Consider the following 23,099-nt stretch of genomic DNA (forward strand, 5'->3'; position numbering starts at 1 on the left):
TGATGAAGGATGTATGGCTTATGGATGTGCAGTTGAACCTGGCCCGCGATGGCGTGACCACGCTGGTGTTGCAGGGAGCGCCGCGATGATGAAATCGGCCCACATGATGTTGTTTTCGCGCGTGCTTGCCGCTGTTTTTGGCGGCTATGCGCTGACGTCCGGCGTGGCCGTGCTGCTGGCGGCCGTGCTGCCGCTGTCGCGTCCCGAAGCCGTGCTGACGGCCACCCTGAGCGCCTTTGTCACCTACACTTGTGCCGTGATCTGGGTCTTTGCCGTGCAGGACCTGCGCCGCGCCTGGCTCGGCATGCTGCTGCCGGCCATCGCCTGCGGCGGTATCGGCCTGCTGCTGTCGCGAGGTGTGGCATGAACGCCGTCAAGGTAGACAAAGTGGTCAAGACGCCGCAGCAGGGCGGCTTGCGCCAGGCCATGGCCTGGCTGCATACGTGGAGCGGCCTGTGGATTTCCTGGCTGCTGTTCGCCATCTTCCTGACCGGCACCCTGGCCGTCTTCGACGATCCGATCGGCCACTGGATGACGCCCGAACACGCCTTGGAAGAGGCGGCGCATGCGAACGATCCGCCGCTGCCCAAGGTCACGGACCGTGGCCACCGCCTGGAACTGGCGCTCGACTTCATGGCCAAGGAGCATCCGAAGGCGGACATGTGGGAAATCTGGCCCGTGCAGCGTCCCGGCCACGGCCTGTCCGCCTACTGGTTCCAGCCCAGCGGCGGCTATGGCTCGGCGGATCTCGATCCGCTGACGGGCGCCGTCATCGAGCATGCGCGCGAGGCAACGGAGCGCGAAACCATCGGCGGCCACCATTTCGTCGATTTTCACTACGAGCTGCACGCGGGACGCATCGGCGTATGGATCGTCGCCATCACCACCATGATCATGCTGGTGGCGCTGGTGAGCGGCGTCATCACGCACAAGCGCATCTTCAAGGATTTTTTCACCTTCCGCCCGGCCAAGGGCCAGCGTTCGTGGCTTGACGCGCACAACGCGGTGGCCGTGCTCACCTTGCCGTTCCAGTTCATGATCGCCTACACGGGCCTGGCATTCTTCAGCGATGACTATGTGCCGGCCCCCGTGGCGGCGCAATACGGCATGGATAATCCCAAGAAGGCCTTCCTGGCCGACTGGAACGATGCGGGCAAACCCGTGAAAACGGGCCAGCCGCTGGCCATTCCCGCGCTGGAATCGTTCGCGCTGCGCGCCGAGCAGGCCATCGGCCAGGAAATCCGCGCCGTGGTGCTGGACAATCCGAACGACGCCTCCATGCGTGTCTGCATGTACGGCTGGAATGAAGAGACGGACACAATGGAACGCCTCAGCGCCAATACGGGCAGGGCTTGCTATGCGCTGGCCACGGGCGAGCAGACCGCATTGCGCCTGCCCGGCGCGTCCGACACGGGCGGCGCGGGCCTGACGCGCTCCGTCATGTCGAACCTGCACATGGTGGGTTTCGGCGGCACGCCCATGCGCTGGCTGTACTTCTTCTGCGGCCTGGCCGGCACGGCCATGATGGGCACGGGCGCCATCCTGTTCATGGTCAAGCGGCGCCAGAAGTCCGGCGGCGAGTTCGGCGCCTATACGCAGCGCGTGTACCGCGTCATCGCCTGCCTGAACGTGGCGGCGATTGCCGGCCTGTCCATCGCCTGCGCGGGCTTCCTGTGGGCCAACCGTTTGATCCCCGTCGGCATCGAGCACCGTGCCGGCTGGGAAGTGCGCGCCTTCTTCGGCGTGTGGTTCCTGATGCTGGTGCACGCCTGCCTGCGCGCGGAAAAGCGCGCGTGGATCGAGCAACTGGGCTTGCTGGCGGCCCTGTGCCTGCTGCTGCCCATCCTGAATGTCCTGAGCACGGGCGACAACCTGGCGGCGCAGGTCGCGCGCGGCGACTGGGAAAGCGCCGGCGTGGAACTGGGCAGCATGGCCTTCGGCCTGCTGGCCGCCTGGGGCGCGTGGAAGGTCCACAAGCGCAAGGAAAAGCCGGTGAAAAAGGCTGCTGCCAAGGAAAGCGCTGCGCCCTCGGCCAGCCTGCAAGTCAATGCGGAGGGACAGTCATGATCAATACCATCCTGTGTGCGCTGGGCCTGTCGTATGCGGGCATGGCCAGCCTCTCGCTGGCGATGGACCGCCACCATGGCCAGGTCTGGGGCAGGGACGCGGCGCCGAACGTGCGGCGCGCGCTGCAACTGGCGGGCGCCATCCTGCTGGCGCTGGCCATCTGGCCCTGCGTGGCCGGCTGGAGCGCCACCGTCGGCGTGGTCGCCTGGCTGGGTTTCATATCGGCCGGCGCGCTGCTGGTGGCCCTGCTGCTGCCGTATGCCCCCCGATTGCTGTTGCGTAGTTCCCTGCTGGCAGCCGTCGCCGCGCTGGCAGGTCTTGTGACGTTCCTGCGGTGATGTCCACCGCTATTTTCAAGGATAGACCGATGTATTTTTCACGTTTGGCGACACCGTTTTACTGTACCTGTAACCGCAAGGCGGTTTCCTGATGGCGGCCCGCCTGCCTTCGCGCCGCGCCCGCATCCTCGGCGGCGTGGTCTTGCTGGCGCTGTTTGGCGCCGGCGCACTGTGGGCTACGCGCGGCCCGACGACCGTGTTCGATACGGCCCCCGTCAAGCGCGGCAATATCGAGGCCAGCGTCACGGCCATCGGCACCCTGCAGCCGCAAACCTATGTCGACGTGGGTGCGCAGGTGTCGGGCCAGATCACGCGCCTGCACGTGCAGCCGGGCAGCGCCGTGGAAAAAGGCCAGCTGCTGGCCGAGATCGACCCCAGCGTGCAGCAAGCCACGGTCGACGCGGGCCGTGCCGCGCTGGCGGGCTTGCGCGCGCAGCTGGCCGACCAGCAGGCGCAGCACCGCCTGGCGGGCCAGCAGCACGTGCGCCAGAAGCAGATGGCCAAGTTTGACTCGACTCCCTTGGCCGACCTGGAGACGGCCGAAGCCACCTTGGCCTCGGCCGGCGCCAAGATCGACCACCTGAAGGCGCAGATCGACCAGACCCAGGCCAGCCTGAAGGCGGACGAGGCGCGCCTCGGCTATACGCGCATCTACGCGCCCATGGCCGGCAAGGTGGTGGGCCTGGATGCCAAGGAAGGGCAAACCCTGAACGCCACGTACCAGACGCCGAACATCCTGCGTATCGCCGACCTGTCGGCCATGACGGTATGGACGGAAGTGTCGGAAGCGGACGTGCGCCGTGTGCGCCCGGACATGCCCGTGTACTTCACCACCCTGGGCGGCGACCAGCGGCGCTGGAGCGGCAAGGTGCGGCAAGTGCTGCCGGCGCCGCCAGTGCCCGGTGGTTCCGCCGCCGGCACGGCCCTGGCGCCGTCGACCAGCAAGGTGATTTTATATACCGTGCTGTTCGACGTGGATAACGCCGATGGCGAACTGATGCCGCAGATGACGGCGCAAGTGGTGTTTGTCACGGCGGCGGCGAACAATGTGCTGGCCGTGCCCTTGCCGGCGTTGAAGCCCTCGATGGAAGAAGGCGCCAAGCCGGGGCAGTTCACGGCCCGCGTGATGGATGCGGACGGCAAGGTCGATACGCGCGCCGTCACCGTCGGCGTGCGCAACCGCCTCAGCGCGGAAGTGCTGCAAGGCTTGCGCGAAGGCGAATTGCTGGTCACGGGCGAACAGCCGGCCGGCAGCGGCAGCAGCAGGTTCCAGCTGTGAGCGCCATGAGCGAGGCCGCTTCTCTGGGACAAGCCGGAGAAGGCGGCCAGCCGGCGCCCCTGATCGAGCTTGCCGGCATCCGCAAGCGCTACGGCGGCCATGACGGCGCGCCGGCCGTGGAAGTGCTGCGCGGTTTGACCTTGTCCATCGGCGCCGGAGAATTCGTCGCCATCGTGGGCGCCTCCGGTTCCGGCAAGTCGACCCTGATGCATCTGCTGGGTTGTCTTGACCGGCCCAGCGACGGCAGCTACCGCTTCGCCGGGCAGGACGTGGCCAGCCTGAATCCCGATGAACTGGCGTGGCTGCGGCGCGAAGCGTTCGGCTTCGTCTTCCAGGGCTATCACCTGATCGCCACGGAATCGGCGCGCGAAAACGTGGAAGTGCCGGCCCTGTACGCGGGCATGCCGGCCGCGGCCCGCCACGCCCGCTCGGAAGCGCTGCTCAAGCGCCTGGGCCTGGGCGAGCGGCTCGACCACCGGCCGAACCAGTTGTCCGGCGGGCAGCAGCAGCGCGTGTCGATCGCGCGCGCCCTGATGAATGGCGGGCGCATCATCCTCGCCGATGAACCGACGGGGGCGTTAGATAGCAGCAGCGGCGCCGAAGTCATGGCCCTCTTGGGCGAACTGGCCGACGTGGGCCACACCATCATCCTCATCACGCATGACCGCAAGGTGGCGGCCCAGGCGCGCCGCGTGATCGAGATCAGCGATGGCGAGATCGTCGCAGACTCGGGCGCCATCGCCATTCCTGCCACGTCGGCGTCCCTGCCGCCGCTGGACATGTCGCGCGCCGCCCACGATACCGGCGCGTCGCTGGGCACGGAATTGCTCGACGCGGCGCGCGCCGCCTGGCGCGTGCTGTGGATCAACCGCTTCCGCACGGGCTTGACCCTGCTGGGCATCGTCATCGGCGTTGCTTCCGTGATCGTCATGCTGGCCATCGGCCTGGGCACGCGCCAGCAAGTGATGGCCCAATTAGGCGCGTTCGGCTCGAATCTGCTGTACATGGCGTCGCGCGGCGAAAGCTCGCGCATCCCCGGGCGCAGCATCACCCTGGCCGACCTCGACGCGCTCAAGGACGTGCCGGGCATTTCCCACGTGCTGCCGAATGTCACGGGCAACAAGGTGATACGCCACGGCAACCTCGACGTGCAGACCTATGTGCGCGGCACGGGGCCGGCCCTGCCGCAGATCCAGACCTGGCCCGTGGCCAAGGGCGGTTTCTTTACCGAGGAAGACGAGCGCGAAATGGCCACCGTGGCCGTGCTGGGCGCGCACCTGGCCGAAAAGCTGATGCCCGACGTGGCCAACCCCGTGGGGCAGAGCATCCTGATCGGCAACGTGCCGTTCCAGGTGATCGGCGTGATGAGCGCGAAGGGCGCGCTGACGGGCGAGAAGGATGAAGACGACGTGCTGCTGCTGCCGTTTTCCACGGCCGGCATCCGCGTCTTTGGCCAGCGCGAGCCGACGTACACGGTAATGGCGGTGGACGACGTCAAGCGCGTGACCGAGGTGGAGGCGGCGGTCGACGCCACCATGTTCGAGCGCCACCGCATCCGCGACTACGGCATCAGCAATGCGGCCGCGTCGATCGCCGCCGAAGCCAAGACGCAGGACAACATGACCATGATGCTCAGCCTGATCGCCGCCGTCTCGCTGGTGGTGGGCGGCATCGGCGTCATGAACGTGATGCTGATGACGGTGCGCGAGCGCACGCGCGAAATCGGCATCCGCATGGCGACGGGCGCGCGCCGGCGCGACATCCTGCGCCAGTTCCTCACCGAAGCCGTGCTGGTGTCGGTAGTGGGCGGCGTGGCCGGCATCGTGGTCGGCGTGACGGTGGCCGGCCTGCTGCTGGTATGGGACGTGCCGGTGATCTTTTCCCTGAGCGCCATCGCCGGTGCGTTTGCCTGCGCCGTGGTGACGGGGCTGGTGTTTGGCTTCATGCCGGCGCGCAAGGCGTCGGGACTCGATCCGGTGGTGGCGCTGGCGGGACAGTAACACTTCACGCAGCCGGGCTTGCTGCTCCCGGATTCGCCTGTCTTTGCGCTGCTGCAACAGCGCCAAGGCAGGCTTTCCATAAAAAAGATTGCTCCTGACTCAACACACGGTACTATCTCCCCATAATAAGAGCAGTGTTTCGTGTTTTATGCCCTTGCGGGCACATACCAACCACCACAGGAGAACCCGATGCAGCAAAAATCAACCTTGAAGACCGGTATCGCCGCCGCCCTCGTGCTGGCCTTCGGCATGGGCGCTGCCCAGGCGCAGGAAGTCGTGCGCCTGGGTAACTTGAAATTCGCCCATTACGGCGCCGTGTCGTACATCAAGGAAATCGCGCCCAAGTGCGGCATCAAGGTCGAGGAGCATGTCTTCGCCAAGGGCCTCGACGTGATGCAGGCGATTATCGCGGGTGAGCTGGACGTGGGCGCGACGGCTTCCGAAGCAGCCATTTCCGGCCGCGCCGGCGGTGCGCCCATCTACGTGGTGGCCGGCTTTGCCAAGGGCGGCGCGCGCCTGGTGGCGGGCGCCGGGCAAAAGATCGCCAGCGTCAAGGAACTCAAGGGCAAGCGCGTGGGCGTGACGCGCGGCGGCATCCAGGAAGTGCTGTTGCTGGCCGAACTGTCGCAGGCGGGCCTGACGTATTCCGAAACCAAGGGCAAGGATGTGCAGTTGGTGTTCCTCGCCTACGCCGACTTGAACCAGGCGCTGATGGGCAAGAATATCGATGCCATGATGCAGTCGGAGCCGCAATCGTCGCAGGCGATCAACAAGGGCTTCGGCACCGAAGTCATCAAACCGTACGATACGCCGATCGGCGAGCCCGTGCGGACCATGGTGATGACGGAAAAGTTCTACAAGGAACGCCGTCCCGTGGCGGAAAAATTCATGCGCTGCTTCGTCGAAGCGACGAAAACCTTTATCGACAACAAGGGGACGGCGGAAAAGTATGTGCGCGAAGTCGTGTTCCGCGGCCAGATCACGAAGGATGACTTCGACGACGCGATCAGCAATTCGCCGTATTCGTTTGACATCTCGCCCGAGCACATCCAGGTGACCACCGATGTGATGGTGAAAACGGGCGTGGGCCGCATGACGAAGCCGCCCGTGGCCAAGGACTGGGTCAAGACGGACTTGCTGGAGCAGGCGAAAAAGAGCTTGAACGTGAAGTAAATCAGGAAACCATTCAAAAAACCTCCGTGCCAGCAATGGTGCGGAGGTTTTTTGATGGGGAGATGGCCTTAGCGGGCGTTAAAACCCATCCAGCCCTTCTCCGTCTGGCGGAAGCTCAGCGTGTAGATGCGGGTCAGCTCATCGCCTTTCTTGAGCTGGCGGCTGATGATGGCGCCGTAATTGTCTTGCACGATCTGGTCCGACCATTGCAGCAGGTTTTCGAAACGCTCGGCCGTCATCGCCGCCTGGCGGGCCAGCAGCGGCGCGGGGATCGCCTTCTTTTCCTGCTGCTGTACCCAGAAATCGCGAAAAACCTTGTTTTCGCCGCCCATGCCGCGCGCCATCAGGCCCAGGCCCATGCTCATGCCCACGGAGCTGTCCGTCTTCGCCTGTGCCTCGAGCTTGTCGGCCACGTCGGCCAGCAATTCCAGGTAGCCGACCTTGGCGCGCAGGACGGCCGAGCCCTTGATTTCGTACTGTTCGTTTTCTTTCCAGCCATTCAGCTTTTCCAGCTTCGCGATGTCGAAGTAGTCCTTGTACAGGTCATAGCTCTGGATGGACGTACGGAAGTATTCCTCGTACGTGGATTGGGAAGGCGCGTTTTTCATGCAGCCGCTTAATATGGTGCAGGCGGCCAGCAGGAGGCAGGTCCAGGAAATTTTTCGAAAAGACATGGTGGAGGGCGGTGGCGTCAGGTTGGATAAATATTGCTTTGTGGACATAATTATAGGACTGGCTAATCAGGATGGCAACGTGCCTGCGGCGCGCCGGCAGTGCATCGGAGGAAAGATTGCCGAAATCTTGAGGGTGCGCCACCCCGTCGCGGCCGAGGCGCGATATCATGGCAGGCTTGCGGTATGGGCTGGCGGCCAATTGCCTCCAGCCCATACTGTCGCTTGAATCGCGCTTGCCGGCTATGGTGTAAACTTAAACTATGCAGACTTATTTCTTTTTCATCGCCGCCCTGTTGTACGCGGCGTGCGCGGTGCTTCCCTCGTCCCGCGCCCGGCTTATTGCCGGCCTGACCGGCGTCGCCTGGCTGGCGCACGCCGCCACCCTGTGGTTCGACCTGATGGCGCCGGGCACCTTGCGCTTCGGCTTTTCCGCCATGTTGTCGGCCGCGCTGTGGGTCTCGGTGGGCGCCTACTGGATAGAGAACCGCAATTTCAGCCTGGATGGACTGCGCCGCATGGTCATGCCCAGCGCCGTCATTGCCATCGGCCTGGCCTGGGCCTTTCCCGGCAGCCAGGTCAGCTTGGAAGGCAAGTCGGCTGTCTTCGGCTGGCATATTGCCGTGGCCGTGCTCGCCTACAGCACCTTGACGATTGCCGCCTTCCACGCCGTGCTCATGGCGCTGCAGGAATCGCGCCTGCATACGCGTAGCGAAAGCCGCGGCTTCATCGGCAGCGCGCTGGACCAGCTGCCCGCCCTGCTGACGATGGAAAAGCTGCTGTTCCGCATGATCGGCCTGGGCTTTATCCTGCTCAGCCTGACCGTGCTGTCTGGCATCGTGTTTTCCGAGCAATTATTTGGCAAGCCGCTCAACTGGGATCACAAATCCGTCTTTACCATGCTGTCGTGGCTATTGTTTGCCTCGCTGCTGGCAGGCCGCCGCTTCCGCGGCTGGCGCGGCAAGACGGCCCTGAGTTTTACGCTGGCCGGTTTCGCCACCTTGCTGCTGGCCTATGTCGGCAGCCGTTTTGTACTGGAAGTGGTTTTACACCGGGGATTCGCATGACACGTGTTTTATTCTGGCTGGCGCTGGTGTTCCTGGTGCTGTTTGCTATCCGCAGCAAGATCCGGGGCATGCAGCAGCGCGCCCGCGCACAGCAGCAGCCGAACCCGTATGCGCCGCCGGTGCGGCCGCAGGAATTGCCCGATGCCGAGCTGATGCTGTGCTGTGCCCATTGCGGCGTGTATTACCCGGCCTCGGAAAACGTGCAAGCCAAGGGTCACGATTACTGCAGCCACGCGCACGCCACCTTATAAGGGCCGGCCTGCACCCCGTTGCTCATCCGTATCGTAACGGCCTCCGGCATCCGTCCGGCGTAGCATCTGCAGCAGGCGGTTCGCCACCGCCATTGCAGAAAGGCGCGTGCCATGTCCCGTCCCAGCTTCAGCCCGCATACCACCACCACTGGCAAGCCGGGGGCGCCGCAACTGAGCGGCAACTCGCTGCCCATGCAGGCGCTGCGCGCGCAGATCGGCCGCATCGCCCGCTGTGACGCGCCGGTGGCCATCCGCGGCGAATCGGGCACGGGCAAGGAATTGGCGGCGCGCGCCATCCATGCGCAGGGTGGGCGCGCCGGCTTCCCGTTTATTGCCGTCAACTGCGGTGCCATTCCCGAAGCGTTGATGGAAGCCGAATTCTTCGGCTGCCGCCCGGGCGCCTATACGGGCGCGCTGCACGAGCGCCAGGGATTGTTCCAGGCGGCCCATGGCGGCAGTTTGCTGCTCGATGAAGTCGATGACCTGCCGCTGGCCATGCAGGTAAAACTGCTGCGCGTGCTGCAGGAACGCCGCGTGCGCAAGCTGGGCGGCAGTACTGACGAGGCGATCGACGTGCGCATCCTGTGTGCCAGCCAGCAGGGCCTGGCGCGCGGCGTGGCCGCCGGCACGTTCCGCCAGGATCTGTTTTACCGGCTGAATGTGATCGAACTGGCGCTGCCGCCGCTGCGCGAACGGCGCGGCGATCTGCAGGTATTATGTGAGGTGATCCTCGCGCGCCTGTCGCCACGCCGGGCCGTGAGCCTGGCGCCGCCCGTGCTGGCGGCCCTGGCCGCATATGCGTTTCCCGGCAACGTGCGGGAACTGGAAAACGTGCTGGAGCGGGCGCTGGCCTTTGCCGACGGCGGCGTGATCGCGCTCGACGGGCTGGCCTTGCCCTCCGCGCCGGGCAGCATGCCGTGGCGGGCGGCGCCGGCAATGCCGGCTGTGTTGGAGCGGCAACTGTGCCTGCCCGGCATGGCGGCATATGGCGTGGGCCCGGTTCTGCCGCTGGACGTGTATTTGCGCCAGGCCGAGCGCGATATGATCATGCACGCGCTGGTGCAGGCGCGCTACCACCGCGCGCGCGCGGCGCGCCAGCTGGGGCTGAGCGTGCGCCAGTTGCGTTACCGCATGCAGAAATTGACGATACAGGAAGCCCTACTTGATGAGCGCATGGACGATAGATGAAGACGGCTGGTGCGATGGCGCGCTGCGCTATGACTCCCCCTACCACGATGCGCGCCCGGATGGTGCGCAAGTCGACTTGCTGGTGATCCATAACATCAGCTTGCCGGGCGGCCACTTTGGCGGGCCGCATGTGTCGGACTTGTTTACGGGCCGGGTAGATTATAATGCCGATCCTTCTTTCGCCGACCTGCGTGGCTTGCAGGTATCGGCGCACTTTTTTGTGCGGCGCGATGGTGCGCTGTTGCAATATGTTTCTGCTGATCAACGTGCCTGGCATGCCGGCGCGTCCATGTTCGCAGGGCGCCCGCAATGCAACGGCTATTCCATCGGTATTGAAATGGAAGGTTCGGACTCTGTCCCCTTTCAGCCGCAGCAATACCGCGTGCTGGCGGCGCTGACGGCGGCGCTGGTGGCGCGCTACGGGCTGTCCCAGGTGCGTGGCCACGAGCATATCGCACCGGGGAGGAAGACGGATCCGGGGCCGTTTTTTGACTGGTATTTTTACCAAGTATGCTGGCTGGAAACTCTGTGCGGGCAGCCTGCGTTAGCGCTTACTTCGCGGGGATTGGGCTTTCCATCCATGCCCTGAAAAGTCAACCGAAATCGTATATGAAAATACAAAAAATTACGCCGACGGATGCCGGAAAACTATTGCATCGCCCTTCGATGGGCACTACAATTAGTGCAGAAGTTGGATGTAAAGACTATATGTAGTGCCATCACAGACGTTTTCAGAATTATTGTCAAAGCTACCCAGATTGCTGATAAAGCACTGGAACTGGCGGTTTATCACCCTCGATCGTGTTTCGCGCCAGCCGGGCAGTGCGGTGTGGCGATATGAATTCTGACCCTGTTTTATGTATCATTAATTTACTATTTAGCAACAAATACCTGAAGAAACCCTGACCATCGGGCGTTCTATTCAACAACACACGCGGCAGCAAAACTGCAGGCTGACTTTAGCTGACAACGGGAGCTTCAATGCAATCACCACAAGATATTTCCATCCATCCAACGCCAGTATCGCCAGCGCCAGGCGCGGCCAACAGCGTGGCGAGCACGGGCGCGGCATTGGGCGACTATCGCATCATCCGCCGCAACGGCGCAGTGGTGGCATTTGAGCCTTCGAAGATCGCCATCGCCATGACCAAGGCGTTTTTGGCCGTTAACGGCGGCCAGGGCGCAGCCTCGGCACGCATCCGCGAACTGGTGGAACAATTGACGGACGGCGTCGTCGCCGCGCTGGTGCGCCGCCATCCGGGCGGCGGCACCTTCCATATCGAAGACGTGCAAGACCAGGTGGAACTGTCGCTGATGCGTTCGGGCGAACACGACGTGGCGCGTGCCTACGTGCTGTACCGTGCCAAGCACATGGAGGAGCGCCGCCTGCAGAAGGAAGCGCTGGGCGCGTCCGCGCAAGTTTCCGCACCACAATTGAACGTGCTTGACAACGGCGTGCGCCGCCTGCTGGACATGCAGGAAGTGCGCGACCTGATCAACGCCGCCTGCGCCGGCCTGGAAAAGCACGTCGATGCCGACGCCATCCTGGCTGAAACCGTAAAAAACCTGTACGACGGCGTGCCCGTTGAAGAGCTGCACAAGTCGGCCATCCTGGCGGCGCGCGCGCTGATGGAAAAAGACCCGGCCTACAGCCAGGTCACGGCGCGCATCCTGCTGCACACGGTGCGCAAGGAAGTGTTCGGCAAGGAAGTGCCGCAAGCGGCCGCTGCCGCCGAATACCTGACCTATTTCCCGCAATACATCGCCAAGGGCATCGCCGCCGAGCTGCTGAACCCGGTACTCGCCAGTTTCGACCTGGAGCGCCTGGCGAAAGCCATCGTGGCCGACCGCGACTTGCAATTCGGCTACATCGGCCTGCAAACCCTGTACGACCGCTACTTCCTGCACATCCAGGACGTACGCATCGAAATGCCGCAGGCGTTCTACATGCGCGTGGCCATGGGCCTGGCGCTGAACGAGGCGGACCGCGAAGCGCGCGCCATCGAGTTCTACAGCCTGCTGTCCTCGTTCGACTTCATGAGCTCGACCCCGACCCTGTTCAATTCGGGCACCCTGCGCTCGCAGTTGTCGTCGTGCTACCTGAGCACCGTCTCCGATGACCTGGAAGGCATCTACGACGCCATCAAGGACAACGCATTGCTGGCCAAGTTCGCCGGCGGCCTGGGTAACGACTGGACGCCGGTACGCGCCCTGGGCGCCCACATCAAGGGCACCAACGGCAAGTCGCAAGGCGTGGTGCCGTTCCTGAAAGTGGTCAACGACACGGCCGTGGCAGTCAACCAGGGCGGCAAGCGCAAGGGCGCCGTCTGCGCCTACCTGGAAACCTGGCATATGGACATCGAGGAATTCCTCGACCTGCGCAAAAATACGGGCGACGACCGCCGCCGCACGCACGACATGAACACGGCGAACTGGATTCCCGACATGTTCATGAAGCGCGTCATGGAAAAAGGCGATTGGACCCTGTTCTCGCCATCGGACACGCCAGACCTGCACGACAAGGTCGGCAAGGCTTTTGAGCAGGCTTACCTGGGCTACGAAGCCAAGGCCGCCGCCGGCGAAATCCGCGTCTTCAAGAAGATCGCGGCACTGGACCTGTGGCGCAAGATGCTGTCGATGCTGTTTGAAACGGGCCATCCATGGATCACGTTCAAGGATCCGTGCAACATCCGCAGCCCGCAGTCGCACGTCGGCGTCGTCCACAGCTCGAACCTGTGCACGGAAATCACGCTGAACACGGGCCCTGACGAAATCGCCGTCTGCAACCTCGGTTCCGTCAACATGCCGGCGCACATGAAGGAAGGCAAGCTCGATCACGTCAAGCTGGCCAAGACCATCCGCACCGCCATGCGCATGCTCGACAACGTCATCGACATCAATTACTACGCCGTCGACAAGGCGCGCAACTCGAACATGCGCCACCGTCCGGTCGGCATGGGCATCATGGGCTTCCAGGACTGCCTGCACATGATGCGCGTGCCGTTCGCCTCGGACGCCGCCGTGTCGTTTGCCGACACCTCGATGGAAGCCGTCTGCTACTACGCCTACCTGGCGTCGACGGAACTGGCCGAAGAGCGCGGCCGCTATGAATCGTACGCCGGTTCGCTGTGGGACCGCGGCATCCTGCCGCAGGACTCGGTCAAACTGCTGGCCGAAGAGCGCGGCGGTTACCTGGAAGTCGATTCCTCGTCGGCCATGGACTGGACCCCGGTGCGCGAACGCATCGCCAAGTTCGGCATGCGCAACTCGAACTGCGTGGCGATCGCCCCGACGGCGACGATTTCGAACATCATCGGCGTCTCGGCCTGTATCGAGCCGACATTCCAGAACCTGTACGTGAAATCGAACCTGTCGGGCGAATTCACCGAGATCAACGGCTACCTGGTGCGCGACCTGAAGGCGCGCGACCTGTGGGATGAAGTCATGATCTCCGACCTGAAGTACTTCGACGGCTCGCTGGTGAAGATCGACCGCATCCCGCAAGACCTGCGCGATATCTACGCCACGGCCTTTGAAGTGTCGCCAAGCTGGCTGGTGGAAGCGGCTTCGCGTCGCCAGAAGTGGATCGACCAGGCCCAGTCGCTGAATATCTACATGGCTGGCGCCTCGGGCAAGAAACTGGACGAGACCTACAAGCTGGCATGGCTGCGTGGCCTGAAAACCACCTACTACCTGCGTACCATCGCCGCTACCCACATGGAGAAATCGACCTCCAAGACGGGCGCCCTGAACGCCGTGGCAGTCGATGGCGGCATGTCGGCCAGCGCACAGAGCGCCCAGGCAGCCGTCGTGGCGGCAGCAGCAGTGGCCGTGGCGCCGGTAGTGGCAGCGGCGGCGGATGACGCCGATGGCGAAGCCTGCTATCTGCGTCCCGGTGATGACGGCTTTGAAGAGTGCGAAGCCTGCCAGTAAGATTTTAGTTGTCAGCCCAGAACTTCTGGGCTGATTCAATGTTGTCAATGTCCGCATTGTCCGATTCAACGGGCCTGTTGTGGATCGCCGGCTCGCCGGCATGGAAAGGAAGAAGAATATGTCGTTGTCTTGGGATGATGAAACCACGTCGGCAGCTGTGCCGCGTCCGGCGCAGCAAGCGCCACTGGGAAATACCGAATTGAACCTGCCGGCCGGCGCCGAGCCGTCCGAAGCGAACGCCGAGCAAGTGGCGCGCCGCGTGAATGCTGACGACAAGCGCATCATCAACGGCAAGACGGACGTCAACCAGCTGGTGCCGTTCAAGTACAAGTGGGCATGGGACAAATACCTGGCCGGCTGCGCCAACCACTGGATGCCGCAGGAAGTGAACATGCAGCGCGATATCGAGCTGTGGAAAAACCCGAACGGCCTGACGGACGACGAGCGCCGCCTGGTCAAGCGCAACCTGGGCTTCTTTGTTACCGCCGACTCGCTGGCCGCCAACAACATCGTGCTGGGCACCTACCGCCACATCACGGCGCCCGAGTGCCGCCAGTACCTGCTGCGCCAGGCGTTCGAGGAAGCGATCCACACGCACGCCTACCAGTACATCGTCGAATCGCTGGGCCTGGACGAAGGCGAGATCTTCAACGCCTACAACGAAGTCAAGTCGATCCGCGACAAGGATGAATTCCTGATCCCGTTCATCAACACCCTGACCGACCCGGCCTTCGTCACCGGCACGGTGGAAAACGACCAGAAGCTGCTGAAGTCCCTGATCGTCTTCGCCTGCCTGATGGAAGGTTTGTTCTTCTACGTCGGCTTCACGCAGATCCTGGCGCTGGGCCGCCAGAACAAGATGATGGGCGCTGCCGAGCAGTACCAGTACATCCTGCGCGACGAATCGATGCACTGCAACTTCGGCATCGACTTGATCAACACGATCAAGATGGAAAACCCGCAGCTGTGGACGGCCGCCTTCCGCGAAGAGATCAAGGATCTGTTCATGAAGGCTGTGGAACTGGAATACGCGTACGCAGAAGACACCATGCCGCGCGGCGTGCTGGGTCTGAACGCGCCGATGTTCAAGGGCTATTTGCGCTTCATCGCCAATCGCCGCGCGCAGCAGATCGGCATCGAGCCGCTGTTCGCGCAGGAAGAAAATCCATTCCCGTGGATGAGCGAAATGATCGACATGAAGAAGGAACGCAACTTCTTCGAAACCCGCGTGACCGAGTACCAAACGGGCGGTGCGCTGAACTGGGAGTAATTCTTTTTCAGGCTACGCCAACAAGCGCCGTCATCGTGACGGCGCTTTTTTTTTGCGTGTGTGGCGGCGGAAAAATGCGCGCATCATCGGTGCATGCGACGAGGCCTGCGCCAGGATTTCCGGATGCCGCGCATGGCCGCATCGCACACCCGAAAAAGCATTTCCGGAGACGCTGGCGGCGGCATTTGCCGCGCGATTGTGCGATAGCACGCGTAACGTGCAAAAAAGCGGGCGAAAACGTGTCGTGCCGGTTGCGCATTGACAAGGTTTTCGTGTACTTTATGAGATTGCAAATGCGAGCGTTAGAATGCGGGGTTTTTTAACCAGCGCGGTAGCGAAAAAACCTCGCAAAACAGGGATACAGATTTACACGGATATGCACAAAACCACACCGTTTTCGTCTGCCGCCGTGCCCGAATTTTTTCAGGCATGGCGGTTTTTTATTTGACGCATGGGTGTTGTGGCGAGCGCGATGCGAGGAGCGAAAAAACGCACGGCATCGAAAACGAATGACCGAATTCAGACTTTGCCACCAGCTGCGAGATAAAGCAGGGTGGCACCGACGATGGCTGAAGTGCTGCAAACGTGAGGAGTTGCAGCAGTTCAGCTGGTGCCGAATTCATTAGCGCAAACGACCGTTTGTGCCGATGAATAATTCGCCTGGCCTATCCCAGTGGTGGGCCGGACGGGTTTAAATCTTGTAGCTTAAATTTCTCATCTCAGATGAAGGAGAGACAAATGGCAACAGCCGCTAAGAAATCAGAAGTAAAGAAACCAGCCGCCAAGGCTGCTCCTGCCGCGAAGAAGCCGGCAGCCGCAGCGAAGACGGTTGTCGCTAAACCAGCTGCCAAAGCCGCAGCGAAACCAGCAGCAAAACCAGCCGCCAAAGCCGCAGCCAAGCCTGCAGCAAAAGTGGCTGCCAAGCCAGTAGCGAAAGCCGCAGCGAAACCAGCGGCCAAGGCAGCAGCAAAACCGGCAGCCAAGCCGGCAGCTAAGCCGGCAGCCAAGGCAGCCGCCAAGCCGGCAGCGAAAGTGGCAGCGAAACCTGTCGCCAAGGCAGCCGCCAAGCCAGCGGCGAAAAAAGCCGTTGCCAAGCCGGCGGCAAAAGCCGCAGCGAAACCTGCCGCCAAGGCAGCCGCCAAGCCAGCAGTGAAAAAAGCCGCAGCGAAACCTGCAGCCAAGGCAGCAGCCAAGCCAGCAGCGAAAAAAGTCGTCGCCAAGGCAGCCGCCAAGCCAGCCGCCAAGCCAGCCGCCAAAGCAGCCGCCAAGCCAGCAGCCAAAGCTGCAGCCAAGCCAGCAGCCAAGGTAGCAGCGAAGCCGGTAGCGAAAAAAGCCGCAACGAAACCTGCAGCCAAGGCAGCAGCCAAGCCGGCCGCCAAAGCGGCAGCCAAGCCAGCAGCGAAAAAAGTCGTCGCCAAGGCAGCAGCGAAGCCGGCCGCCAAAGCAGCAGCCAAGCCAGCAGCAAAAGCTGCAGCGAAGCCAGCGGCCAAGGTAGCAGCGAAGCCAGCAGCCAAGGTAGCAGCGAAGCCAGCAGCCAAGGCCGCAGCCAAGCCAGCGGCCAAGGTGGCAGCGAAGCCGGCCGCCAAGCCAGCAGCCAAGGTAGCCGCCAAGCCGGCAGCCAAAGCAGCAGCGAAACCTGCTGCCAAAGTTGCAGCGAAGCCAGCAGCGAAAGTGGCAGCCAAGCCAGCGGCCAAGGTAGCAGCGAAGCCGGCAGCAAAAGCTGCAGCCAAGCCAGCGGCCAAGCCGGCAGCGAAAGCAGCAGCGAAACCTGCCGCCAAGCCAGCCGCCGCGCCAGTCGTGGCAGCAGCGCCGGCAGCAGCTCCAGCGGCACCAGCCGCCGTGGCCGCCAAGCCAGCCGCCAAGAAGGCCGCGCCTAAAAAAGCCGCACCGAAGAAGGCAGCGCCTGTCGCCAAGCCATCGGCGCCTATCGCACCTGTAGCAAAAACCGTGTTGGCACCGGCTGCAGCCTGGCCATTCCCAACCAGCACCCGCCCATCGTAATTCCTGCGATACGGGTGCCTGGATGAGGCAACACGCCGCTGTGTGACTCAATCACACAGCGGTTTTTTTTTGGAGAATTAGTCGTGCTGATCGTTATCCTTACATTGATCGTTGATACCATCGCCACCTTGCTGGGCGGCGTGTTGCTGCTGCGCTTCTGGATGCAGGCGGTGCGCGTGCGGCCGCCCTCGTCGGTGGCGCAATTCACGTTTCAATTGTCCGACTGGCTGGTGCGCCCCCTGCGCCGTGTGGTGCCGGGCGTGGGCGGGTATGACTGGGCCAGCCTGATCGGCGCCTTCCTGATCGTGCTGCTGGCCAGCTCGGTGCTGTTTATTTCCGGGGCTCCCGTCGAGGTGGTGCTGCTCAAGTCGCTGCAACGCTTCCTGCAATGGATACTCTACGGTTTCATGGCCTTGCTGATCATCGAAGCCATCTTCAGCTGGGTCAACCCGCATGCGCCGCTGGCGCCGTTCGTACGGGCCCTGAACGAGCCGCTGCTGCGTCCGATCCGCAAGGTGGTGCCGCTGGTGGGCAGTCTGGATTTGTCGCTGCTGGTGGCGTTGATCCTGCTGCAGATCGCGCAGGTGCTGGTGGGGATGATTATTGTGCTGAGGTAAAACGAGAGAGGATCTCGTTGCTTGTTAGAAGCCCAAATGCAGATACCGGGGTCGGACACTCAGGGTCCGACCCCAGCCTTACGCGGGCTTTGCTGGATTAATAACGGTAACCAAACGCCGCTTCGAACTGCTCGGCAATGCTCTCTGGCGTAAACACGTGGTTTTGCGCACCCTGGGTGGCGATTTTGATGGCGCCCAGCAGGCTTGCCAGGCGGCCGCTGGTTTCCCAGCCCAGGTCGTTGGTGATGCCGAACAGCAAGCCGGCACGGTAGGCGTCGCCGCAGCCGGTCGGATCCAGCACTTCCTTGGCGGTCACGACAGGAATGTCGATGCGCTTGCCGTCCGTATAGATTTCCGACCCTTTTTCACCACGCGTGACGATCAGCGCTTCCAGGCGGCTGGCGATGTCCGGCAGAGCCAAGCCCGTGCGTTCCATCAACATTTCCATCTCATAATCGTTGGCCGACACATATGTGGCTTTGTTGATGAAGTCGATCAACTGTTCGCCATTGAAACGTGGCAACTGTTGACCCGGGTCAAACATGAAGGGGATGCCCAGTTCGGCCAGGTCGGCAGCGTGCTTGAGCATGCCCTGGTCGCCGTCCGGCGAAATGATGGCGACCTTGGCCGGGCCGGCATTGGCGATGGGGTTTTCATGCGCGAACGACATGGCGCCAGGGTGGAAGGCATTGATCTGGTTATTGTCCGCATCGGCCGTGACGAAGCACTGCGCGTTGTAGCTATCGGCCTTGATCAGGATGTTGGCGGTGGAAATGCCCAGCTTTTGCAGGCGTTCCAGATAGGCGGCGCTATCTTGCCCCATCACGCCGACGATGCGCGGGTCACCGCCCAGCATTTTCAGGCTGTAGGCGATGTTACCCGAGCAGCCGCCAAACTCCGTGCGCATGGTAGGTACGAGGAAGGAGACGTTCACCTTGTGCAACTGGTCGGCCAGCAGGGATTCGCCGAAGCGGCCGGGGAATTGCATGATGGTGTCGGTGGCAAGCGAGCCGCAGATCAGCGATGTTTTGGTCATGATAGTGTCTGTTAGGGGTAAAAGATGGCGATATGATAGCCAGACGCCGTGAGCTGGTCTAATGCAAAGTACAGTTTGATGGTTTGTTCCGAACGCGGCGCAAAACCCTGGCGCACGTCGATAGCGGCTGGCAGGTAGTCGCGCGGCGCGATGACGCGGCGCAAGACCGGCTTGTCGTTGGCGTCGTTGAGGGTCAGTTCGATGCTGGGCCAGGCTTGCGCGCTGCGGCTCTGGTTGCGCAGCAGCGACACATATGAAAAGGTCTGTTCCTTCAAGGTCTGCAGCTCGCCCTGCTCGATGGACAGCGCCTCGATCTGCGCCGGCAAGTCGACCTGGCAGCCGCTGAGCTTGCATAGCGCGACCAGGGTCGGCTTCCATTGCGGAAATTGTGCCGCCAGCGGATTGCGGAAGGTGGTCATTACTTGCAGGAATAACAAAAGTAGCAGCACCACGGAGCCGGCGGCCATGGCCACGCGCAAGGCTTTGCCGCTCTGTTCGCGGCGCCGGCCCTGGGTGACGAAGGCCGGTTCCTCGTCGGCCGGCGGCAGGACGGATTCTTCCTGCTCTTCGGCTGGCGCCGGCGCAACGGGGGCGGCGGGCAGCGCTTCGAACGAGTGGTCTGCCAGCGTGGGTTCCCGGCGCGCGGTCGCAGGCTTGTCCAGGCTGACTTTTTCGGCCGCAGGCAGCACCGGTGCGGCGCCAGCTTCCAGGTTCGGTTCGCGGCGGCTATCGCGCAAATACGTGGCGAAGGCGGGCGCGTCATCCACCTGGCGGCGCTTGAAGGGCGCCATCGGCTGGGGCAACGGTGGTTCTGGCGGTTCTGGCAGTGTTTCTGCCGGTGTTGCTTCAGGTTCAGGTATGTCGAGCGGTGCGGCGGCCGGCGCGTCGGCCAGCGCCTCGTCGGGCAGGACCACGTCGAGGTCCAGCTCGATGTGTTCGCCATCGTCTGCGTCATCCTTGAGCTGCGCCGTTTCCGGCAAGATGCCGAACGGGTCGAACGAGGTGTCGAAGTCGAGGGAATAAATGGGTTCGTCGTCCATGGCGGACGCCAGACTGTTGTCGGCTAGGTAACTGGCCGACGGCGGGGCGGCCGTGCCGGGGGCGGATGTTAAAAACGGCGATGCCGCGGCTGGATCGACCAGCGCGGCATTGCCGTCAAATACTTCCCTGCACGTGCCACAGCGCACGATGCCCCCACGTAACTTCAACTGGTCAGCAGCGACCCGAAATATCGTGTTGCAATGGGGGCATTTGGTGGCGAGGGCCATTGCTGTGCTTATGCACCTTCCGCGCGAGGCGCAGGCGCTTGCGTGGCGCCCAGGCGGCCATGCAGGGCTACCCAGCCGTCTTGCTCTGCCCACACACCCAACTGGATGAATGGGGCGTAGGCAGCAGCCACTTCTTCCGCCTGGCGTGCCAGCACGCCGGACAGGATCAGGGCGCCGCCGTCGGCAACGCGGCCCGACAGCATCGGCGCCATCAGTTTCAACGGGCTCGACAGGATATTCGCAACGACGATGTCAAACTTGGCCGTGGCGTGTGCCGAAGTGGCAAACGTGTCTGGCAAGAAATATTCGATGTCGCACTGGTTGCGCTCGGCATTGTCGCGCGCCGATTCGATCGCTTGCGGGTCGATATCGACGCCAGCCACCGTTTGCGCGCCGAGTTTCTTGGCAACCATGGCCAGGATGCCGGAACCGCAACCGTAGTCGAGCACGGTCTTGCCTGGGGCCGGATGGGCTTCCAGCCATTCCATGCATAAACGCGTGGTCGGATGGCTGCCCGTGCCGAAGGCCAGGCCCGGGTCCAGTTCCAGGATCAGGCCGCTTGGGTCCGGTGCCTCGTGCCAGCTGGGCACGACCCAGATGTTCTTGCCGATGTGAATCGGTGCGAATTGCGACTGGGTCAGGCGCACCCAGTCCTGCTCTTCCACGGGGCGCACGGTAAAGGCGGGCGCTTCCGCCATGCCCACCGCTTGCGCGGCAGCGGCCACGATGGCGGCCTGGTCGGCGTCGACGTCCGTCAGCGCCACCACGCGGCTGCGTTCCCACGCCGCTTCCTTCGGTTCCATGCCCGGCTCGCCAAACAGCGGCTGCTCGGCTTCCGTGCCTTCGTCGGCGTCTTCCACCGACACCGACAGGGCGCCCGCTTCCATCAGCGCGTCGGACATGGCCTCGGCGTTGTCGCGGGCGATTTCAATGACGATTTCCGTCCAGCTCATGCGCCCGCCTTGATTTCGGATTTCTTGGCGATGCTGGGGCTGCCGCTATTGAGGTTCTTGCCCAGGTCCGGCATGTCGGCCAGCTTCTGTTCCAGATAGTGAATGTTGGTGCCGCCTTCGATGAAGCGCGCATCGATCATCAGCTCGCGGTGCAGGGCGATATTCGTGTTGATCCCTTCGACCACCATTTCGGACAGGGCGATCTGCATGCGGCGGATCGCTTGCTCGCGCGTGGCGCCGTAAGCGATCACTTTGCCGATCATCGAGTCGTAGTGCGGCGGCACATAGTAGCCGGCATAGGCATGCGAGTCGACGCGGATGCCAGGGCCGCCCGGTGCGTGCCAGGAGACGATCTTGCCTGGCGATGGCGTGAACTTGAACGGGTCTTCCGCATTGATGCGGCACTCGACGGCGTGGCCCGACAGCAAGACGTCGCGCTGGCGGAAACGCAGTTTTTCGCCGGCGGCGATGCGGATCTGTTCTTGCACGATGTCGATGCCGGTGATCATCTCGGTGACGGGATGCTCCACCTGCACGCGGGTATTCATTTCAATGAAATAAAACTCGCCGTTTTCGTACAGGAATTCAAACGTGCCGGCGCCGCGGTAGCCGATCTTGCGGCACGCTTCGGCGCAACGGTCGCCGATTTTCTCGATAAGTTTGCGCGGGATGCCCGGCGCTGGTGCTTCTTCGATCACTTTCTGGTGGCGGCGCTGCATGGAGCAGTCGCGCTCGCCCAGCCAGACGGCGTTCTTGTGTTCGTCGGCGAGGATCTGGATTTCCACGTGGCGCGGATTTTCCAGGTACTTCTCCATGTACACTTCAGGGTTGCCGAATGCGGTGCCCGCTTCCGTCTTGGTCATCGCCACGGCGTTGATCAGGGCAGCTTCCGTGTGCACCACGCGCATGCCGCGTCCGCCACCGCCGCCGGCGGCCTTGATGATGACCGGGTAGCCGATCTTGCGGGCAATTTGCACGATCGCTTTCGGATCGTCCGGCAACGCGCCTTCCGAGCCCGGTACGCACGGTACGCCAGCCTTGATCATGGTTTGCTTGGCCGATACTTTATCGCCCATCAAACGGATCGATTCGGAACGGGGGCCGATGAAGACGAAGCCCGATTTCTCGACGCGTTCGGCAAAGTCGGCATTTTCCGACAAGAAGCCATAGCCTGGGTGAATCGCTTGCGCATCCGTCACTTCAGCGGCGCTGATAATGGCGGGCATGTTCAGGTAGCTCAGGGTCGACTGTGCCGGGCCGATACAAACGGATTCGTCGGCCAGCTTGACGTATTTCGCGTCCTTGTCGGCTTCGGAGTGGACTACAACCGTTTTAATGCCCATTTCGCGGCAGGCGCGCTGAATACGGAGGGCAATTTCACCACGGTTGGCAATCAGGATTTTTTCAAACATGGTAGGTTCGCGTATGTCTGTGAGAGCCGGCGAGCCGGCGAAACAACAAGTGTGAGGGGCTAAAACTGCAAACGGCCGTTGCCGGCCGTGTGGACTGGGTTTTAGCCGATCACAAACAAGGGTTGACCGAATTCGACCGGTTGGCCGTTTTCGACCAGGATCTGGGTCACGACGCCGGCTTTATCGGAGTCGATTTCATTCAGGAGCTTCATCGCTTCGATGATGCACAGGGTATCACCTTCCTTGACGGTCGAGCCCACTTCAACATAGGCGGCGCTGCCAGGAGCGGACGAACGATAGAAGGTGCCGACCATCGGCGACTTGACCACATAGCCCGTTGGCTCGGCGGCGACCACGACGGCAGGTGCCGCAGCGGGAGCGGCGGCTGGCGCGGCTGGCTGGTATTGCGCTTGCATGCCTTGCGGCTGCATCATGACCATCTGGTTTTGCGGCATGGCCGACGATTTGACGATGCGAACCTTGCTTTCGCCTTCGGTAACTTCCAGCTCTGCGATATCCGATTCGGCGACCAGGTCGATCAAGGTCTTGAGTTTTCGTAGATCCATGTAAAACCC

Annotated in this window: 22 protein-coding genes and 1 pseudogene; 15 read left to right on the forward strand and 8 right to left on the reverse strand. The window is 62.7% G+C overall.

What is annotated here, in order from left to right; all coding sequences use genetic code 11:
* Positions 1-85: 85 nt before the first annotated feature.
* The 6 genes from AC07X6_RS01545 (at position 86) to AC07X6_RS01570 (ending at position 6,857) form a co-directional block, all read left to right on the forward strand.
* Positions 86-367 carry a hypothetical protein gene (locus AC07X6_RS01545; RefSeq protein WP_474292839.1) on the forward strand — a complete coding sequence of 94 codons (282 nt, stop codon included), beginning with the start codon at positions 86-88 and terminating at the stop codon, positions 365-367.
* Complete coding sequence (locus tag AC07X6_RS01550; protein WP_494789851.1) at positions 364-2,067, forward strand: PepSY-associated TM helix domain-containing protein; 1,704 nt, start codon at positions 364-366, stop codon at positions 2,065-2,067. Before AC07X6_RS01545 ends, AC07X6_RS01550 begins: the two co-directional genes overlap by 4 nt.
* On the forward strand, positions 2,064-2,405 hold the full coding sequence (locus AC07X6_RS01555) for a DUF3325 domain-containing protein (protein WP_494789852.1): 342 nt from the start codon (positions 2,064-2,066) through the stop codon (positions 2,403-2,405). The genes AC07X6_RS01550 and AC07X6_RS01555 overlap by 4 nt, the downstream gene beginning before the upstream one ends.
* A 91-nt stretch (positions 2,406-2,496) precedes the next feature.
* Complete coding sequence (locus AC07X6_RS01560; protein WP_494789853.1) at positions 2,497-3,684, forward strand: efflux RND transporter periplasmic adaptor subunit; 1,188 nt, start codon at positions 2,497-2,499, stop codon at positions 3,682-3,684.
* A gap of 5 nt (positions 3,685-3,689) precedes the next feature.
* On the forward strand, positions 3,690-5,684 hold the full coding sequence (locus AC07X6_RS01565) for a MacB family efflux pump subunit (protein WP_494789854.1): 1,995 nt from the start codon (positions 3,690-3,692) through the stop codon (positions 5,682-5,684).
* A 249-nt stretch (positions 5,685-5,933) separates the two neighbouring features.
* Positions 5,934-6,857, forward strand: coding sequence for an ABC transporter substrate-binding protein (locus AC07X6_RS01570; protein WP_474295520.1), 924 nt, complete (start codon positions 5,934-5,936; stop codon positions 6,855-6,857).
* Between the two features lie 68 nt (positions 6,858-6,925).
* Here the strand turns inward: AC07X6_RS01570 and AC07X6_RS01575 are convergent, their stop codons facing one another.
* On the reverse strand, positions 6,926-7,465 hold the full coding sequence (locus AC07X6_RS01575) for a hypothetical protein (protein WP_494789855.1): 540 nt from the start codon (positions 7,463-7,465) through the stop codon (positions 6,926-6,928).
* Here AC07X6_RS01575 and AC07X6_RS01580 point away from each other — a divergent pair.
* The 7 genes from AC07X6_RS01580 (at position 7,464) to AC07X6_RS01610 (ending at position 15,237) form a co-directional block, all read left to right on the forward strand.
* On the forward strand, positions 7,464-7,757 hold the full coding sequence (locus tag AC07X6_RS01580; RefSeq protein ID WP_494789856.1) for a hypothetical protein: 294 nt from the start codon (positions 7,464-7,466) through the stop codon (positions 7,755-7,757). The two genes, AC07X6_RS01575 and AC07X6_RS01580, sit on opposite strands and share 2 nt — an antisense overlap.
* A gap of 34 nt (positions 7,758-7,791) precedes the next feature.
* Positions 7,792-8,595, forward strand: a complete 804-nt coding sequence (locus AC07X6_RS01585) for a cytochrome C assembly family protein (RefSeq protein WP_230538896.1) — start codon at positions 7,792-7,794, stop codon at positions 8,593-8,595.
* Positions 8,592-8,846 carry a PP0621 family protein gene (locus AC07X6_RS01590; RefSeq protein WP_474292835.1) on the forward strand — a complete coding sequence of 85 codons (255 nt, stop codon included), beginning with the start codon at positions 8,592-8,594 and terminating at the stop codon, positions 8,844-8,846. The genes AC07X6_RS01585 and AC07X6_RS01590 overlap by 4 nt, the downstream gene beginning before the upstream one ends.
* Positions 8,847-8,957: 111 nt before the next feature.
* Positions 8,958-10,034 carry a sigma 54-interacting transcriptional regulator gene (locus AC07X6_RS01595; protein WP_494789857.1) on the forward strand — a complete coding sequence of 359 codons (1,077 nt, stop codon included), beginning with the start codon at positions 8,958-8,960 and terminating at the stop codon, positions 10,032-10,034.
* Entirely contained in the window at positions 10,012-10,623 is a 612-nt protein-coding gene (gene ampD, locus AC07X6_RS01600) for a 1,6-anhydro-N-acetylmuramyl-L-alanine amidase AmpD (RefSeq protein WP_494789858.1), read from the forward strand. The genes AC07X6_RS01595 and ampD overlap by 23 nt, the downstream gene beginning before the upstream one ends.
* 392 nt (positions 10,624-11,015) lie before the next feature.
* Positions 11,016-13,967 carry a ribonucleoside-diphosphate reductase subunit alpha gene (locus AC07X6_RS01605; RefSeq protein ID WP_494789859.1) on the forward strand — a complete coding sequence of 984 codons (2,952 nt, stop codon included), beginning with the start codon at positions 11,016-11,018 and terminating at the stop codon, positions 13,965-13,967.
* Positions 13,968-14,085: 118 nt separating this feature from the next.
* Positions 14,086-15,237: a ribonucleotide-diphosphate reductase subunit beta gene (locus AC07X6_RS01610; protein ID WP_034780261.1), complete on the forward strand. Its 1,152-nt coding sequence runs from the start codon at positions 14,086-14,088 to the stop codon at positions 15,235-15,237.
* A 719-nt stretch (positions 15,238-15,956) separates the two neighbouring features.
* Here AC07X6_RS01610 and AC07X6_RS01615 read toward each other — a convergent pair.
* Positions 15,957-16,244: a hypothetical protein gene (locus AC07X6_RS01615; protein ID WP_474292831.1), complete on the reverse strand. Its 288-nt coding sequence runs from the start codon at positions 16,242-16,244 to the stop codon at positions 15,957-15,959.
* A 25-nt stretch (positions 16,245-16,269) separates the two neighbouring features.
* Between AC07X6_RS01615 and AC07X6_RS01620 the strand changes: the two genes are divergently transcribed.
* Both AC07X6_RS01620 and AC07X6_RS01625 read left to right on the forward strand, forming a co-directional pair.
* The gene (locus tag AC07X6_RS01620; RefSeq protein ID WP_494789860.1) at positions 16,270-17,238 is read left to right on the forward strand and encodes a transcriptional regulator; all 969 of its coding nucleotides are present in this window, start codon (positions 16,270-16,272) and stop codon (positions 17,236-17,238) included.
* An 83-nt stretch (positions 17,239-17,321) separates the two neighbouring features.
* Entirely contained in the window at positions 17,322-17,855 is a 534-nt protein-coding gene (locus tag AC07X6_RS01625; RefSeq protein ID WP_227742044.1) for a YggT family protein, read from the forward strand.
* A 97-nt stretch (positions 17,856-17,952) separates the two neighbouring features.
* On the opposite strand, the gene AC07X6_RS01630 is transcribed toward AC07X6_RS01625, so the two are convergent.
* From AC07X6_RS01630 to accB, 6 genes and pseudogenes are all read right to left on the reverse strand, one after another.
* Complete coding sequence (locus AC07X6_RS01630) at positions 17,953-18,891, reverse strand: carbohydrate kinase family protein (RefSeq protein WP_494789861.1); 939 nt, start codon at positions 18,889-18,891, stop codon at positions 17,953-17,955.
* 11 nt (positions 18,892-18,902) lie between these two features.
* A complete protein-coding gene (locus AC07X6_RS01635) occupies positions 18,903-19,931 on the reverse strand; it encodes a DUF3426 domain-containing protein (RefSeq protein WP_494789889.1) in 1,029 nt (342 codons plus the stop codon).
* 159 nt (positions 19,932-20,090) lie between these two features.
* Positions 20,091-20,159, reverse strand: a pseudogene (locus AC07X6_RS01640) (MJ0042-type zinc finger domain-containing protein); the annotation flags it as partial.
* Positions 20,160-20,167: 8 nt separating this feature from the next.
* The gene (gene prmA / locus AC07X6_RS01645; RefSeq protein WP_230538889.1) at positions 20,168-21,112 is read right to left on the reverse strand and encodes a 50S ribosomal protein L11 methyltransferase; all 945 of its coding nucleotides are present in this window, start codon (positions 21,110-21,112) and stop codon (positions 20,168-20,170) included.
* Positions 21,109-22,524, reverse strand: a complete 1,416-nt coding sequence (gene accC, locus AC07X6_RS01650; RefSeq protein ID WP_230538888.1) for an acetyl-CoA carboxylase biotin carboxylase subunit — start codon at positions 22,522-22,524, stop codon at positions 21,109-21,111. The genes prmA and accC overlap by 4 nt, the downstream gene beginning before the upstream one ends.
* A gap of 101 nt (positions 22,525-22,625) precedes the next feature.
* Positions 22,626-23,090 (reverse strand): acetyl-CoA carboxylase biotin carboxyl carrier protein, encoded by a 465-nt coding sequence (gene accB / locus AC07X6_RS01655; RefSeq protein WP_070222155.1) that lies wholly within the window; start codon positions 23,088-23,090, stop codon positions 22,626-22,628.
* Between the last annotated feature and the right edge of the window lie 9 nt (positions 23,091-23,099).

Source organism: Janthinobacterium sp. GW460-12-1-14-LB5, assembly GCF_059423585.1.

Coding starts and splice junctions, on each gene's coding strand:
- ampD (WP_494789858.1), top strand. CDS start 10,012: ATGAGCGCATGGACGATAGATGAAGACGGCTGGTGCGATGGCGCGCTG.
- AC07X6_RS01560 (WP_494789853.1), top strand. CDS start 2,497: ATGGCGGCCCGCCTGCCTTCGCGCCGCGCCCGCATCCTCGGCGGCGTG.
- accC (WP_230538888.1), bottom strand. CDS start 22,524: ATGTTTGAAAAAATCCTGATTGCCAACCGTGGTGAAATTGCCCTCCGT.
- prmA (WP_230538889.1), bottom strand. CDS start 21,112: ATGAGCTGGACGGAAATCGTCATTGAAATCGCCCGCGACAACGCCGAG.
- AC07X6_RS01580 (WP_494789856.1), top strand. CDS start 7,464: ATGCAGCCGCTTAATATGGTGCAGGCGGCCAGCAGGAGGCAGGTCCAG.
- AC07X6_RS01555 (WP_494789852.1), top strand. CDS start 2,064: ATGATCAATACCATCCTGTGTGCGCTGGGCCTGTCGTATGCGGGCATG.
- AC07X6_RS01595 (WP_494789857.1), top strand. CDS start 8,958: ATGTCCCGTCCCAGCTTCAGCCCGCATACCACCACCACTGGCAAGCCG.
- AC07X6_RS01590 (WP_474292835.1), top strand. CDS start 8,592: ATGACACGTGTTTTATTCTGGCTGGCGCTGGTGTTCCTGGTGCTGTTT.
- AC07X6_RS01585 (WP_230538896.1), top strand. CDS start 7,792: ATGCAGACTTATTTCTTTTTCATCGCCGCCCTGTTGTACGCGGCGTGC.
- AC07X6_RS01565 (WP_494789854.1), top strand. CDS start 3,690: ATGAGCGAGGCCGCTTCTCTGGGACAAGCCGGAGAAGGCGGCCAGCCG.
- AC07X6_RS01630 (WP_494789861.1), bottom strand. CDS start 18,891: ATGACCAAAACATCGCTGATCTGCGGCTCGCTTGCCACCGACACCATC.
- AC07X6_RS01575 (WP_494789855.1), bottom strand. CDS start 7,465: ATGAAAAACGCGCCTTCCCAATCCACGTACGAGGAATACTTCCGTACG.
- AC07X6_RS01605 (WP_494789859.1), top strand. CDS start 11,016: ATGCAATCACCACAAGATATTTCCATCCATCCAACGCCAGTATCGCCA.
- AC07X6_RS01545 (WP_474292839.1), top strand. CDS start 86: ATGATGAAATCGGCCCACATGATGTTGTTTTCGCGCGTGCTTGCCGCT.
- AC07X6_RS01550 (WP_494789851.1), top strand. CDS start 364: ATGAACGCCGTCAAGGTAGACAAAGTGGTCAAGACGCCGCAGCAGGGC.
- accB (WP_070222155.1), bottom strand. CDS start 23,090: ATGGATCTACGAAAACTCAAGACCTTGATCGACCTGGTCGCCGAATCG.
- AC07X6_RS01610 (WP_034780261.1), top strand. CDS start 14,086: ATGTCGTTGTCTTGGGATGATGAAACCACGTCGGCAGCTGTGCCGCGT.
- AC07X6_RS01570 (WP_474295520.1), top strand. CDS start 5,934: ATGGGCGCTGCCCAGGCGCAGGAAGTCGTGCGCCTGGGTAACTTGAAA.
- AC07X6_RS01635 (WP_494789889.1), bottom strand. CDS start 19,931: ATGGACGACGAACCCATTTATTCCCTCGACTTCGACACCTCGTTCGAC.